The sequence below is a fragment of the Phaeobacter sp. JH20_37 genome, assembly GCF_048056015.1.
Taxonomy (GTDB): Bacteria; Pseudomonadota; Alphaproteobacteria; order Rhodobacterales; family Rhodobacteraceae; genus Phaeobacter; species Phaeobacter bryozoorum.
In genome coordinates this window covers 387,958-401,105 of sequence record NZ_JAYMWW010000013.1, presented here as the reverse complement: position 1 = coordinate 401,105, position 13,148 = coordinate 387,958, and the positions used below count along the sequence as shown (strand labels likewise).

Sequence of the window (13,148 nt, the reverse complement as noted above, 5' to 3'; positions counted from 1 at the left end):
GCTGCATCAAAAAAAGCCGCCACCCGGTGGGGCGGCGGCCTGATGATGCGGGGGCGCGGTTGCGTTATTGCAGCGGGCGGATTTTCAGCTCCGTCACGCGGTTGCCGTCGCGGGCGGTGACCTCAAAGCGGAAATTATGGAAGGAAAAGACCTGCCCCACGACGGGGATTGTCTGCGCCTCGTGAATGACCAGACCGGCGATGGTGTTGGCCTCGTCATCGGGCAGCGACCAATCGGTTGCGCGGTTGAGATCGCGAATGGTGGTGGCGCCATCGACCAGGTAGTTGCCGTCGCTGGTTTTCTTCACCACGGTTTCCTCATCCGGGTCGAATTCATCGGTGATCTCGCCGACGATTTCCTCAAGGATGTCTTCCAGGGTGATCAGGCCCTGCAGGGTGCCGTATTCATCGACCACCAGCGCAAAATGGGTGCGGGCGCGCAGGAACTGGCGCATCTGTTCATCCAGTGTGGTGGTTTCCGGGACGAAATAGGGCGGTTTGGTCACGCTGGTGATATTGAAGTTGCGCAGCGAGGCGGCATCGCCGTCGGGGCCGCCGATCTGGGCGTACATCTCCCGCAGAAGATCCTTGGCATGGAGCACGCCTATGATGTTCTCCGGCTCGTCCTTGAACACCGGCAGGCGGGTGTGCGGCGAGGTCAGACATTGTTCGAGGATCTTCTGTGGCTCAAGGCTGGCGTCGATCATCTCGATATTGGAGCGGTGCAGCATGATTTCCTCGACAAAGCGGTCGGAGAGATCAAGGGCGCCAAGGATCCGGTCGCGGTCTTCCTTTTCGACCACACCTTCGGAGTGGCCAAGGTGCAGGGCGCCGGCGATTTCCTCGCGGACGGCCATGATGTGGCTGTTGGGGTCGATGCGTACGCCAAACAGGCGCAGCACACCGCGCACCAGAAGGCGGACGGCCCCCACCACGGGGGCCAGCAACGTGACCAATATGCCAATCGGAGGGGCAACGGCGGCGGCGGCTTTCTCGGCATTGGAGATGGCGTAGGTCTTGGGCAGGACCTCGGCAAAGATCAGCACCAGAAGGGTCATGACGAGGGTGGCCAGCGCGACACCGCTTTCGCCCAAGGCGCGGGTGAACAGCGCGGTGGCCAGCGAGGTGGCGAGGATATTCACCAGGTTGTTGCCCAAGAGGATCGAGCCGATCAGCCGTTCGCTGTCTTCGGTGATCGCCAGTGCACGTTTGGCGCCGTTGGAGCCCTTGTCGGCCTGCGAACGCAGCTTGCCCCGCGAAGAGGCTGTCAATGCGGTCTCGGAGCCAGAGAAAAACCCCGACAGAACCAGCAGGAAGACAATTGCGCCGGCGGTGGTCCAGAAGGTGGAATCGACAAAGGTCGTGGTGCTGTCCATCAGAGTCCCGAAAGAAATGTTGTGATCCCCATGGTTATGGGGTGCCGACCGCTCTGTCGCAAGGGGGGAGGTGGCACGCTCGCGCCGTGCGGGAGCTATTCTGTTCCCGACAGGTCGGTTTTACCCGGTGGGGCGGGGTGATCGGCAGCCCCGGCAGGGCGGGCCAGCGGGTGATGGTCCAGCACCAGCTCGCTCAGCCGGGCGTCCAGCACATGGGTGTAGATCTCGGTGGTGGCAATATCGGCATGGCCAAGCAGTGCCTGGATCGCCCGCAGATCGGCGCCATTGGTCAGAAGATGCGTGGCAAAGGCGTGGCGGAGGGTATGGGGCGACACCGCTTCGGGTGCGATGCCCCCGGCGACGGCAAATTCCTTGATCAGCAGATAGAACCGATGCCGGGTCAGATGGCCGGATTTGCCACGCGACGGGAACAGGAAACGCGAGGGGGCGGCCCCTTTGGCTACGGCGGCCTCCTCAGCGGTGTCGCGCGCGGTAAGCCAGGCCGCCAGCGCATCGCGGGCCGGCGGCGACAGCGGCACCATGCGTTCCTTGCCGCCCTTGCCCAGCACCAGCAACATGCGCGGATCGCCCCGCGCGGCCGCCACCGGCAGGCCAACCAGCTCGCTCACCCGCATGCCGGTTGCATAGAGCAGCTCCATCAGGCAGGTGTTGCGCAGCCGGTCGGCGGTGCTGCGGCCAGACTGGCGGGCGGCATAGAGCAGCCGGTCGACCTCGATCACCTCAAGGGTCTTGGGCAGCGCCTTCTGGCGTCCCGGCCCCTTGATCTGGATCGCGGGATTGTCGCTGCGCCAGCCTTCGTCAAACGCAAAGCGGTAGATCTGCTTGATCGCGGAGAGGCGGCGGGCGCGGGTGGCGCGGGCCAGCCCTTCGGCGTCGCAGGAGATCAGATAGGCCTCGATATCATCGCGGGAGGCCCTGCCAAAACCGAGGTTTTTATGGGCAAGCCAGCTGGCGACATCCTTCAGATCGCGGCCATAGGCCAGCAAGGTGTTGCGCGCCGCACCGAGATCGGCGGCCTGCGCATCCAGAAAGGTGGAGATCCATTGCAGATCATCCTGCGGGGCATGGGCGGGGCTGCTCATCGGGGAGGGGCCATGGCGGCGGGCCTAGCGACGGTTCAGCAGCAGCAGCTGCAAGGCGGCGCGGCGGGCGGTATCCTCGAGTCCGACGGCGCGGAAGGTTGCCAGCGCATCGGTGAGATCGCCGAGATTGCCCTCGGCGCCCTGGGCAAAGAGCTGCATCGCGCGCAGGATCGATTCGCCGAGCTGGCCATTGTCCAGCAGGCGCTGAAGCTTGCGGGGGGCAGCACTTTCGGGGGCAAAGGCGGCGGCGATCGCCTGCTCAAGACCGCTATGTGCCAGCTCGGCCGTGGGCACGCCCTGCGCCACCGCCGCGACAAATGCGGCGTGGCCCTTCAGATCCGGCAGGCTGTGGGAGGCGGTTTCATAGGTCGGGGCCAGCAGGCGGATGCGCCAGGCCAGCTGTGCGGCGCTGCCCTCCAGCGGGATCCGCGCCAGCCGGTCGGCAAAAAGATCGGCAAAGGCGGTTTCGATCTCAGCGGTGCGCATGGCCTGCCAGACCTTTGGCAGGGTCTTGCTGACGGCCTCGGCGCTGCCGGTTTCGAGTGCGGTTTCAAAGCGTTGCAGCGCCGCAACCCGGTCCCAGATGCCGCCGGACGCCGCGGGCGCGCGTTCGGAGTAGAGACCCAGCAGATGATTGGGGTTCAGCGCGCCGATGCGGGTCAGCCGTTCAGCCGCTTCCAGCTGCGCCTTCCAGCCGGCGATATCGCGCAGATCTGCCGCTGCAAACGCGCGGGGCAGATTGGCGGTCGGGCGGCGTTCTCCGATGGTTTCATACAGGCGGAAGGTCAGCGGATCCGGCGATTTGGGCGCTCGCAGGGGGGCGGCATCCTCGAACACATCGGGGTTGAGGAAGCGGTCCAGAAGATCGAGCTGGCGACTGTCGACCAGTTCAAGCGCATGGGCGGCCTCCAGCAGCAGCGCGGCGGTCGGCCAGTCGCCGAGCCGGGCGGCGCAGAAGATGCGGGCGGCGTAATCGGGCGCCAGATGCGGCTGTTCCTGCAGGGCACGGCAGGCGGTCTGCTCGTCACCGGTCAGCAGGGTGGCGCCGAACCAGCGCTTGAACCGGGCGGTGCTGCGGGTGGGGCCTGCCTGTTCGGCCAGGGCCTGCGCCGGGTCCGGGGCGCCAAGATCCATCAGCCGGTCCAGCCGCGCCAGCAGCAGCGTCTCGCCGCCCTCGGCAGGCGGGCGGGTTTCCGACAGCAGCAGGGTGAACATCAGCGACTGCATCGCCGGGGAGTTGCGCACAGGCACGGCGGCCAGCAGGGTGGCCAGCTCCTCGGCGCTGCTGCCGCGCCACAGGTCGACAGGCAGTCCGGTGGAGGCGGGTTTGACAAGGCCGACGGGCGCAACAAGGCTGGCGAGCGGCGTCACGGTGACCTCGGGGCGTTGGGCAGACCCGGCAACGGGTGGTTCCAGCAGAACGGTGCCGGGCAGCCCTGCATCCGGCGCCGGCGTGGCCAGCCAGTCGATGGCGGCGAGCGGATCATCCGGTTTTGCGGCCCGGCTGCCCGGTCGCGGCGTCTTGGCCGCGGGGGGCGTGGTTGATGGGGGGGTGGCAGCGGGTGCGGGGGGGCGCGTGGTCGCGTGCGATTGTGCCGGGGCCGAAGCGGCAAGGCCAACGCCGACCGCCACCCCGAGGCTCAGCGTCAGGGGGCGGGTCAGAGACGCGATCTGCGCCAGTCGCTGGGTGATCAGGGCGGGGGCGGCCTCGCATTCTCTGCCCGAGGGAGAGCGCGCAGGGGCCGACTCACCGCGCCGTTTTCTAGTCGGCATTCAGAACCACCGGTTTGCGGACCTCGGAGGTGGGGGCGTCGAAATCCGCCCCGAACCACGGCCCGACATAGGCATAGATCACCAATCCGATCGCTGCCAGTATAACTAAATAAAGTAGGTATTTGATCAATCGCCCCATGGGTGTCCCGCTGACTGCTTCTTTGGCTTTTGTGCAAGTTATATATGGCCTTTTTAGCAATATCACGTCATTCACTGAAGAATGAGCGAAAAAGAGCAAACACTCAGTGGCGCGGGTGACCGCCGGGTGCCCGGAGCGCTGAAGAAGACCATCGTCATGGTGGGGATGATGGGGGCAGGGAAGACGGCCGTGGGCCGGGCCCTTGCTGCCCGTCTGAAGGCCCCGTTTCTGGACAGCGATCACGAAATCGAGGCCGCGGCCAACCGCACCATTCCCGAAATCTTTGCCCGCGATGGCGAGCCGTTCTTTCGGCAGAAGGAGCGCCAGGTGATCCGGCGTCTGCTGGATGAGGAGCGTGGCGTGCTGTCCACCGGCGGCGGTGCGTTCCTGGCCGAGGAAAACCGCAGGATCATCTCCGAACGCGGGGTTGCGATCTGGCTGAATGCGGATCTTGAGGTGCTGTGGAACCGGGTCAAACACCGCGACACGCGGCCCCTGCTGCGCACCAAGGATCCCCATGCGACGCTGTCGGCGCTTTATCATGAACGGGTGCCTTATTATGCGCAGGCGGATCTGACCGTGGTGTCGGACGGGCAGGCGTCGATAGATGAAATGGTGAACCGGGTGATCGAGGCGCTGCGCGCCCGCCCGGACGTGCTGGAGTGGATATGATGGTGCAGTTCAGCTTGGAACGGGTTGTGCATGTCGACCTGGGCGAGCGGGCCTATGACGTGGTGATCGGGCCGGATCTTCTTGCGGATGTGGGCGCGCGGCTGCAACCATTGCTGCGCCGTCCGAAAGTGGCGGTGCTGACCGATGAGACGGTGGCTGCGCATCATCTGGAGGCCTTGCAGGCCGGGCTGGCGGAGGCGGGGATCGAGATGGCGGCGCTGGCGCTGCCCCCCGGAGAAAGCACCAAGGGCTGGCCGCAGTTCAGCCGCGCGGTGGAATGGCTGCTGGAGCAGAAGGTCGAGCGCAATGACATCGTCATCGCCTTTGGCGGCGGCGTCATCGGCGATCTGGCCGGGTTTGCGGCGGCTGTGTTGCGCCGCGGGGTGCGGTTTGTGCAGATCCCGACGTCGCTGCTGGCGCAGGTCGACAGCTCCGTCGGCGGCAAGACCGGCATCAATGCGCCGCAGGGCAAGAACCTGATCGGGGCCTTTCATCAGCCCTCGCTGGTGCTGGCGGATACCGCGCTGCTGAGCACGCTGACGCCGCGCGATTTTCTGGCCGGCTATGGCGAGGTGGTCAAATACGGGCTGCTGGGGGATGCGGCGTTTTTCGACTGGCTGGAGGCGCAGGGGCCGACATTGGCGGCCGGTGCGCGCGCGGCACGGGTGGAGGCGGTGACCCGCTCGGTGCAGATGAAGGCCGATATCGTGGTGCGTGACGAGACCGAACAGGGCGACCGCGCGCTGCTTAATCTTGGCCATACCTTCTGTCATGCGCTGGAGGCGGCCACCGGATATGGTGACCGGCTGCTGCATGGCGAAGGGGTGGCGATCGGCTGCGCGCTGGCATTTGAGCTGTCGGCGCGGTTGGGCCTGTGCAGCCAGGAAGACCCCAGCCGGGTGCGGGCGCATCTGAAGGCGATGGGGATGAAGACCGACCTCGCCGATATCCCCGGCGACCTGCCGGATGCCGAGGCGCTGCTGGCGCTGATGGGGCAGGACAAGAAGGTGGTCGATGGCCAGCTGCGGTTCATTCTGGCGCGCGGCATCGGCCATGCTTTTGTCACCGGGGACGTGCCGCCGGAGGCGGTGCTGGAGGTGCTGCGCGAGGCGCTGGCGCAGCGGTGACGGCCTGAGCGGCGGCGCTGGCCAGACCTGATCCCGACGTGACGGCGCGCTGCTCGGCACGCCGTTCAACTGACGACAGCCCCTGCCATGGCGGGGGCTGTGTCATATGCCGGATGAGGATCTGACCTGGCTGGCTGGCCTGAGGATCAGGCGACCCAGGATTCGTCGTCGTCAACGCCAGCTTCGATATCTGCGGCGTCATGCTCGGCGGCGGCGGCCATCTGCGCCGCCATCTCCGCGTCGCTGTGCTCCTCCTGCGCTGAGGCGGGGGCTGCTGTGCCTTCCAGCTGAAAGGCGCCGATCATCGTGTTCAGCTCGCGTGCCTGCTGGAACAGCTGCGTGGCCGAGGCGGTGGTCTCCTCGGTCATGGCGGCATTGGTCTGCGTCATCTGTTCCATCTCGCCGACGGCGTGGTTCACCTCGCTCAGCTGGGTCGACTGGGTCTCCAGCCCCTTTGCAATCGAGACGATCAATTCGGAAATCGCGCTCACCTGGGTGCTGACCTCGGACATGGCGCTGCCGGCAGAGCCGACGAGGCTGGATCCGGTATTGACCTGCGCCGAGCTGCGGGCGGTGATTTCGTCGATCTGCGACACCGCATCGGAGCAGCGCTGTGCCAGCCGCTGCACCTCGCTGGCGACAACGGCGAAGCCACGGCCGGCCTCACCGGCGCGCGCCGCCTCGACCCCGGCATTGAGCGCCAGCAGATTGGTCTGGAAGGCGATATCCTCAATCACCTTGGTGATCTGGGAAATCTCGTCGGAGGAGGCGCGGATCTCCTCCATCGCGGTCACCGTTTTCTGAACGATCTCTTCGCAATCGTTGACCTTGTCCTGAGTGGTGCCGGCAATGGTCTCGGCCTCCTTGGCGTTGCTGGCGGATTCGCCAACGCTGGTGGTGATCTCGTTCATGGCATGGGTGGAGCGTTCGAGCGCGGCGGCCTGCGATTCGGTGCGCCGGGACAGATCATCCATATTGGCGGCAATGGTCTGGCTGTCGTCGCCAACCGACAGGGCGGCGCTGCGGACGGTGCTCATCGCATCCTGTAGCGAGGCGGCCAGTTCGTTGAAATCCATGCGCAGGCTTTTGAAATCTTCGGGGAAATGGTCTTTCAGACGGTAGACCAGCACCTTGTTGCTGAGTTGGCTCAGCGCTTCTGCGATGGCGTCGGAGACCAGTTTCTGTTCGGCCATCGCGCGGTCCAGATGATCATCGGCCGCGCGTTTTTCGAGGGCGTGACCGCGCAGGATTTCGGCCTGTCGCGCGATATTGCCGATCTCGTCCTTGCGCGATTTGCCGGAGATGTCGATCTCCAGCTCACCGGAGCTGATGCGCTCCAGCGCGGTGGTTACCATCCGCACCCCGCCTGCGATATCGCGGGCCATCACCAGCGCGCCCAGGCTTATCGCCACGATCACAAAGGAGAGGCCAGCCAACGTCTGGTAGAAGGCATTGTTGTTGAACCTGTCGAAAGCCTCGAAATCGGCCATCAGCTGATCGCGGATCTCGGTTTCGACCTCTTTGACAATCTGAATCGCGTTGGTGGCGATCTCGAACCACTCCTCGGCGGTCAGGTCCTGAGGGGCGCGACCGGCGAGCACATCCGACCGGATATTCGCAAAGGCCTGATAGGTTTCGCCTGCGGCCTGACCGTCAAAAAGCTCGACGCTTTCGCTGTCGGACAGCTCATGGAAAACGCGCATGCGTTCTTTTGACTGCATATAGGAAATGAGCATCCGTGATTGCAGGTTTTCGGTCCAGCCGTTGGCGAAGCCCTGGGCACCGACCGCACGCTGGATGCCATAGGCGTCTTTGGCCATCTGAAAATAGGTAAAGGCCATCGCACGCTCGGCCAGTTCGGTGTCGTGGACCAACACCTCAAAGGCAAGGGCGGTTTCCAGCAGGTGGAGGTTTAGTTTGCTGTAGAATTCGACCGCTTCCGGCGCGCTGATGGCCCGATCCGCGATCTTGAGGCGCATGTCATCCAGGGCTTCCAGCTCGTCATGGGCGAGACTGACGAAGACACGCGTGTTGTCGTGCAACTGTGACAGATCGGCGGTTTCGATCACCTCCAGCATATGCTCGCGCAACTCCTGCGATGTCTGGCGCTGGGTTTCCAGCCGGGCAGGGAGCGCGGTCGCCTCGGTGGCGAGGAACTCCGCAGACATGCCGCGCTCCAGCTGTAGATTATGAACCAGCTCGCTCGCGGTCAGCATGATGTCCCGGGTCAGCGTGGTGTCGAAACTCGCCCGTTTGTTCAGCGTGTACAGCACCGCGCCGGATATCCCGATAATAATAAGGAGAGGCAACCCGATGAGGGTCATAATCTTTGCCCGGATGGACATACGCTGCAACAGTCGGCTGATCATACTCTACGCTCCGGCTTAACGTTATCGGTCCGCAAAACCGTAGGTTCGAGGTGCTAATAGAATATGTATTTTATCGCCCGATAGAGATTTTAGATAAAAGATGAATTCAAAATCGCCTTGTTTTGCTGGTTATTGGCTGGGATCAATCGCCGCCGCTATCGCTATGGGAACTAAGGGTTTTGCAAAAAAAAATGCGCAGACCGATGGAGGTCTGCGCAGGAAAAACACCAGTCGACCGGGCTTTTGGCGCCGGTTCGTGACTGTGATTCGCCTTTAGAACGGGATCTCGTCATCGTCGATATTATGCGATGCGCCGCCCTGGTTGCCGCCGCCGAAGCCGCCGCCCTGACCGCCGCCGCTGGGGCCGCTGTCGTAGCCACCGCCGCCGCCATAGCTGCCGCCGCCCTGACCGCCACCATAGCCGCTGCCACCACCCTGGCCGCCTTCGTTGCGGCCATCAAGCATGGTCAGCGTGCCGCCGATGCCCTGCAAGACCACCTCTGTCGAATAGCGGTCCTGGCCGCTCTGGTCCTGCCATTTGCGGGTTTGCAGCTGGCCCTCGATATAGACCTTGGAGCCTTTGCGCAGATATTGTTCTGCCACGCGCACCAGACCTTCGGAGAAGATCGCGACCGAATGCCATTCGGTTTTTTCGCGACGCTCGCCGGTGTTGCGGTCTTTCCAGGTTTCGGAGGTTGCGATCCGCAGGTTGCAGACCTTGCCGCCGTTCTGGAAACTGCGCACTTCGGGATCACGGCCGAGGTTGCCGATCAGGATTACTTTGTTGACTGAGCCTGCCATGGGTCTGTCCTCTTGGTCTGGTCGTTCGGAGTCGCGAAAATCAGCAAAAGCCGGGTGGTCTACCCCTCCAGCTCAGCGGTTTCGGCGGGCCCCGTCGGGGTATGAAATCTGTCCGGTCCGAATCTGGTCGCGCCGGGTTGGCGGCCACACTACCGCTCCGGGTCGCCACATGAAAGTCGGCTGGCCGCGATATCTGAGGTCATCCTCATATTTTGCGCGAGAGGCGCCCGCATCACCGGCCGCAGCCGCAGGAAACGCGAAGGTTCTTTTCTTTTTAGTCAATCCGGATATAGTTTCGCGCAATCCAGGATACGGAAAAACAGGGACAGGGCAGGGCGTTTTATGCGTAGGCTGTTGGTGGGGGTCACGCTGGCCGGTGTTGTATCGGGCCAGATGGCAACGGCAGATATGTTCAGCACAAAGAGCCAGCGCAAGCTGTTTGCCTCGCACGCGCGGGTTCTGGATGAGCGCGCTGCCGGGCAGTACAAGAATTCGATCCGCCTGCAACCGCCCACCATCCATACGCCCTCCAAACACGGCAGCCTGCCGTATAGTGGCAAATATCGGGGCCAGTATCTGAACATTGCGCGGGCCGCGGCGCAGAAACACGGCGTGCCGGAGGATCTGTTTCTGCGACTGGTGCAGCAGGAAAGCGGCTGGAACCCGACGGCAAAATCCCACAAGGGCGCGCTGGGGCTGGCACAGCTGATGCCCGCCACCGCCAAGGCGCTTGGGGTGGATGCCACAGATCCCAGGCAGAACCTGGAAGGTGGCGCGCGCTATCTCGCCCGGCAGTACCGCAAGTTCGGATCCTGGCGGCTGGCGCTGGCGGCCTATAACGCAGGCCCCGAAGCGGTGCGCAAACATGGCGGTGTGCCGCCCTACCGCGAGACCCAGAACTACGTGAAGAAGATCTGGGGCAGCTAAGCCCCTCCGGCAGGGGATTGCGCCAGGGTGACCGTCGCGCAGCAGCCTGACCACGCCGGGCCTGCGCGCTGGGGGCGCAATTGACCGGGGGTCTGCGTGTTTTCTCTGTTTGAAATCTGAGCTTCAAATCTGAAATTCTACGCAGTTTCGGCAGCAGCTTGCCGATCGTCCGGGGGATCGGCATTAATACGCTGATAATCTTCCTTAATGCCGCGTTAACTCCGTCTGACTGCCAGAAAGTTGCCTTAATCTCTTGGCAACTAATCGGAAGCTTCAGAAGAGGAATATCCCGGTGTCTTTCAAACGCTTCGACGAACGCCTGAATCAGATGCAATGGCAGCCCCAGTCCGGCCCGTCGCCGCAGATCGTTGACAGTGTGATTGCCGACCGCGCACCGCTGGCGATCCGCGGCGTGGAGTTCACGCTGGCGGGCGCCATTCTGGGCATACTGATCGGTGTCGGCCTCAAGGGGATCTATACGCCCGGCGCGCCCTGGGGACCCAATACCGGCCAGATCGGGCTGCTGATCGGCGGCGCCTCTCTCGCCGGGGCGGCGGCCTCTATTGCGCTGGCCGCCTATGCTGTGCTGCGCCGCCACGATATGCCGCGACTGATGCAGTTTGCCTCGATGAACCTGCTGATCATCGTGATGCTGCTGCTGGGCTAATCGTTTCCCAGGCGCCCTGACCGCCGATCACTCGGCGGCGATTTTGATCACCGGTTCCATCTGGGCCAGTTCGGCATCGTCGAGATGGCATTTCACCTGATGGCCCCCCGCAAGGATGCGGACCGGCGGAACCTCGCGTTCGCAGAGCCCATCGGCCACCTTCGACTTCCAGCGGCAGCGGGTCTGAAACGGGCAGCCGGGCGGCGGGTTCATCGCCGAGGGAATATCGCCTTCCAGCACGATATGGCGTTTCTCAACCGAGGTATCGGCGATCGGCACGGCGCTCAGCAGCGCCTCCGTATAGGGGTGATAGGGCGGGGCAAAGACCTGATCGGTGGTGCCCAGTTCCACCACATGGCCGAGATACATCACCATCACCCGGTCGCTGAGATAGCGCACAATGCTGAGGTCGTGGGAGATGAACAGGAGCGTTGTCTTCTCCTTGCGCTGGATTTCCATCAGCAGATCGGTGACCGCCGCCTGCACCGAGACATCCAGCGCCGAGACCGGCTCATCCGCCACCACGATGCGGGCGCCACCGGCAAAGGCGCGGGCAATGCCGACGCGCTGTTTCTGCCCGCCTGACAGCTGGCGCGGCATCCGGTCGGCAAAAGCCCGCGGCAGCTTGACCAGATCCAGCAGCTCCAGCATCCGCTCCCGGCGCGCCGCCGTGCTGTCGCCGATGCCAAAGATTTCCAGCGCCCGCATGATCTGACGGCCCACGGTCATCGAGGGGTTCAGCGTGTCGAACGGGTTCTGAAACACCATCTGCACATCGGACACCGTGCGGGTGTCGCGCTGTTCGATCGGGGTGGCTTCGATATTCTTGCCATCCAGTTCGATGGCACCATCGGTCGCCGTCTCCAGCCCCATCAGCACCTTGGCAAAGGTGGATTTGCCGCAGCCGCTCTCGCCGACGATGGCCAGGGTCTCACTCTCTCGGGCCTCGAAACTCAGGGTTTCATTGGCCTTCACCACCTTGCGCGCGCCGCTGTCAAACAGCGCATTGGCCGAGACCTCGTAATATTTGCGCAGATTGTCGATTTTCAGGACCACCTTGCCGACCTCGGGTTTTTCCTTTTGCACAGCGGCGGCAATCGGGGCGTTCCAGTCGATTTCATCATGGCGCAGACAGCGGGTGTGGTGGCGGTCGTTGCCATGGACGGCTGCCATCGGAATATCCTGGGCATCACAGCGCCCGGCCACGAAATAGTCGCAGCGCGGGCCAAAGTTGCAGCCGGGCGGGCGTTCGTGGGGCAGCGGGAAATTGCCGGGGATCGCCACCAGGGGGCGGGCATTCTTATCCGCGCCGGGCAGCGGGATCGAGCGGAACAGCGCCTGGGTATAGGGATGCTGCATCTCGTCAAAGACATCATGGATGGAGCCGCGCTCCACCGCCTCGCCGGAATACATCACACAGAGCCGGTCGCAGGTTTCCAGCACCAGCCCGAGGTTGTGGCTGATGAACAGCATTGAGGTGCCGTATTTCTTGCCCAGATCCTTCACCAGCTCGACCACGGCGGCCTCCACCGTCACGTCGAGCGCGGTGGTTGGCTCATCCAGGATCAGCAGCGCCGGTTTCGACATCAAGGCCATGGCGATCACGATACGCTGCTGCTGGCCGCCCGACAGCTGATGCGGAAAGGAATTCAGCATCCGCTCAGGGTCGGGCAGGCGGACATCGCTCACCACCTCCAGCGCGCGCCGATAGGCCTCTTCCTTGCTGACGCCCTCGTGGATCATCGGCACTTCCATCAGCTGCTTGCCGATCTTCATCGCCGGATTGAGCGAGGCCATCGGCTCCTGATAGATCATCGCGATCTCATTGCCGCGCACATCGCGCAGCTCTTCGGCGCTCATTTCCGCCAGATCGCGGCCCTTGAACTTGATGGAGCCGCCGGTGATGCGGCCGTTCTTGCCCAGATCCTGCATCACGCCAAGCGCCACTGTGGATTTGCCGCAGCCCGATTCCCCGACCAGCCCCACCGCCTCGCCGGGCTGCACGGTGACGGAGAAATCCATCACCGCCGGAATTTCGCGCAACCGGGTGAAAAAGGAGATCGACAGCTTGTCGATTTCCAGGATCGGGCCGTCATAATCTGCCAGTTTGTTCATCGTCTTATCTCCCTGTTGGAGCTGGAAGGGTGGTCTGCCCTTCTTCTGGCCCCAAAATATCCCGGGGGTCCGGGGGCTGG

At 63.7% G+C, this 13,148-nt stretch carries 11 protein-coding genes; 4 read left to right on the top strand and 7 right to left on the bottom strand.

All coding sequences use genetic code 11. From position 1 onward, the window contains the following. Positions 1-64: 64 nt before the first annotated feature. The 4 genes from VWZ87_RS06735 to VWZ87_RS06720 form a co-directional block, all read right to left on the bottom strand. A complete protein-coding gene (locus VWZ87_RS06735) occupies positions 65-1,375 on the bottom strand; it encodes an HlyC/CorC family transporter (protein ID WP_340545425.1) in 1,311 nt (436 codons plus the stop codon). A gap of 95 nt (positions 1,376-1,470) precedes the next feature. Beyond that, positions 1,471-2,478: a site-specific tyrosine recombinase XerD gene (locus tag VWZ87_RS06730; RefSeq protein WP_416536053.1), complete on the bottom strand. Its 1,008-nt coding sequence runs from the start codon at positions 2,476-2,478 to the stop codon at positions 1,471-1,473. Positions 2,479-2,502: 24 nt separating this feature from the next. Beyond that, the gene (locus VWZ87_RS06725; protein WP_416536943.1) at positions 2,503-4,251 is read right to left on the bottom strand and encodes a hypothetical protein; all 1,749 of its coding nucleotides are present in this window, start codon (positions 4,249-4,251) and stop codon (positions 2,503-2,505) included. Beyond that, on the bottom strand, positions 4,241-4,390 hold the full coding sequence (locus VWZ87_RS06720; protein WP_340545428.1) for a hypothetical protein: 150 nt from the start codon (positions 4,388-4,390) through the stop codon (positions 4,241-4,243). The genes VWZ87_RS06725 and VWZ87_RS06720 overlap by 11 nt, the downstream gene beginning before the upstream one ends. Positions 4,391-4,471: 81 nt before the next feature. On the opposite strand from VWZ87_RS06720, the gene VWZ87_RS06715 reads away from it, so the two are divergent. Together VWZ87_RS06715 and aroB are read left to right on the top strand one after the other, a co-directional pair. Next, positions 4,472-5,062, top strand: a complete 591-nt coding sequence (locus VWZ87_RS06715) for a shikimate kinase (RefSeq protein WP_340545429.1) — start codon at positions 4,472-4,474, stop codon at positions 5,060-5,062. Continuing rightward, a complete protein-coding gene (gene aroB, locus VWZ87_RS06710) occupies positions 5,062-6,189 on the top strand; it encodes a 3-dehydroquinate synthase (protein ID WP_416536049.1) in 1,128 nt (375 codons plus the stop codon). Before VWZ87_RS06715 ends, aroB begins: the two co-directional genes overlap by 1 nt. Positions 6,190-6,335: 146 nt before the next feature. On the opposite strand, the gene VWZ87_RS06705 is transcribed toward aroB, so the two are convergent. Next, positions 6,336-8,558 carry a methyl-accepting chemotaxis protein gene (locus tag VWZ87_RS06705; protein ID WP_416536047.1) on the bottom strand — a complete coding sequence of 741 codons (2,223 nt, stop codon included), beginning with the start codon at positions 8,556-8,558 and terminating at the stop codon, positions 6,336-6,338. Between the two features lie 273 nt (positions 8,559-8,831). Continuing rightward, positions 8,832-9,359: a single-stranded DNA-binding protein gene (ssb, locus tag VWZ87_RS06700; RefSeq protein WP_340545431.1), complete on the bottom strand. Its 528-nt coding sequence runs from the start codon at positions 9,357-9,359 to the stop codon at positions 8,832-8,834. Between the two features lie 342 nt (positions 9,360-9,701). Between ssb and VWZ87_RS06695 the strand changes: the two genes are divergently transcribed. Both VWZ87_RS06695 and VWZ87_RS06690 read left to right on the top strand, forming a co-directional pair. Next, entirely contained in the window at positions 9,702-10,286 is a 585-nt protein-coding gene (locus tag VWZ87_RS06695; RefSeq protein WP_340545432.1) for a lytic transglycosylase domain-containing protein, read from the top strand. Between the two features lie 292 nt (positions 10,287-10,578). Continuing rightward, positions 10,579-10,953: a hypothetical protein gene (locus tag VWZ87_RS06690; RefSeq protein ID WP_340545433.1), complete on the top strand. Its 375-nt coding sequence runs from the start codon at positions 10,579-10,581 to the stop codon at positions 10,951-10,953. Between the two features lie 27 nt (positions 10,954-10,980). Here the strand turns inward: VWZ87_RS06690 and VWZ87_RS06685 are convergent, their stop codons facing one another. Continuing rightward, complete coding sequence (locus tag VWZ87_RS06685) at positions 10,981-13,068, bottom strand: dipeptide ABC transporter ATP-binding protein (RefSeq protein WP_416536045.1); 2,088 nt, start codon at positions 13,066-13,068, stop codon at positions 10,981-10,983. Between the last annotated feature and the right edge of the window lie 80 nt (positions 13,069-13,148).

Excerpts from the sequence above, each read along its gene's own strand:
- VWZ87_RS06695 (WP_340545432.1), top strand. The coding sequence starts at position 9,702 with ATGCGTAGGCTGTTGGTGGGGGTCACGCTGGCCGGTGTTGTATCGGGC.
- ssb (WP_340545431.1), bottom strand. The coding sequence starts at position 9,359 with ATGGCAGGCTCAGTCAACAAAGTAATCCTGATCGGCAACCTCGGCCGT.
- VWZ87_RS06735 (WP_340545425.1), bottom strand. The coding sequence starts at position 1,375 with ATGGACAGCACCACGACCTTTGTCGATTCCACCTTCTGGACCACCGCC.
- VWZ87_RS06715 (WP_340545429.1), top strand. The coding sequence starts at position 4,472 with ATGAGCGAAAAAGAGCAAACACTCAGTGGCGCGGGTGACCGCCGGGTG.
- VWZ87_RS06705 (WP_416536047.1), bottom strand. The coding sequence starts at position 8,558 with ATGATCAGCCGACTGTTGCAGCGTATGTCCATCCGGGCAAAGATTATG.
- VWZ87_RS06685 (WP_416536045.1), bottom strand. The coding sequence starts at position 13,068 with ATGAACAAACTGGCAGATTATGACGGCCCGATCCTGGAAATCGACAAG.
- VWZ87_RS06730 (WP_416536053.1), bottom strand. The coding sequence starts at position 2,478 with ATGAGCAGCCCCGCCCATGCCCCGCAGGATGATCTGCAATGGATCTCC.
- aroB (WP_416536049.1), top strand. The coding sequence starts at position 5,062 with ATGGTGCAGTTCAGCTTGGAACGGGTTGTGCATGTCGACCTGGGCGAG.
- VWZ87_RS06725 (WP_416536943.1), bottom strand. The coding sequence starts at position 4,251 with ATGCCGACTAGAAAACGGCGCGGTGAGTCGGCCCCTGCGCGCTCTCCC.
- VWZ87_RS06720 (WP_340545428.1), bottom strand. The coding sequence starts at position 4,390 with ATGGGGCGATTGATCAAATACCTACTTTATTTAGTTATACTGGCAGCG.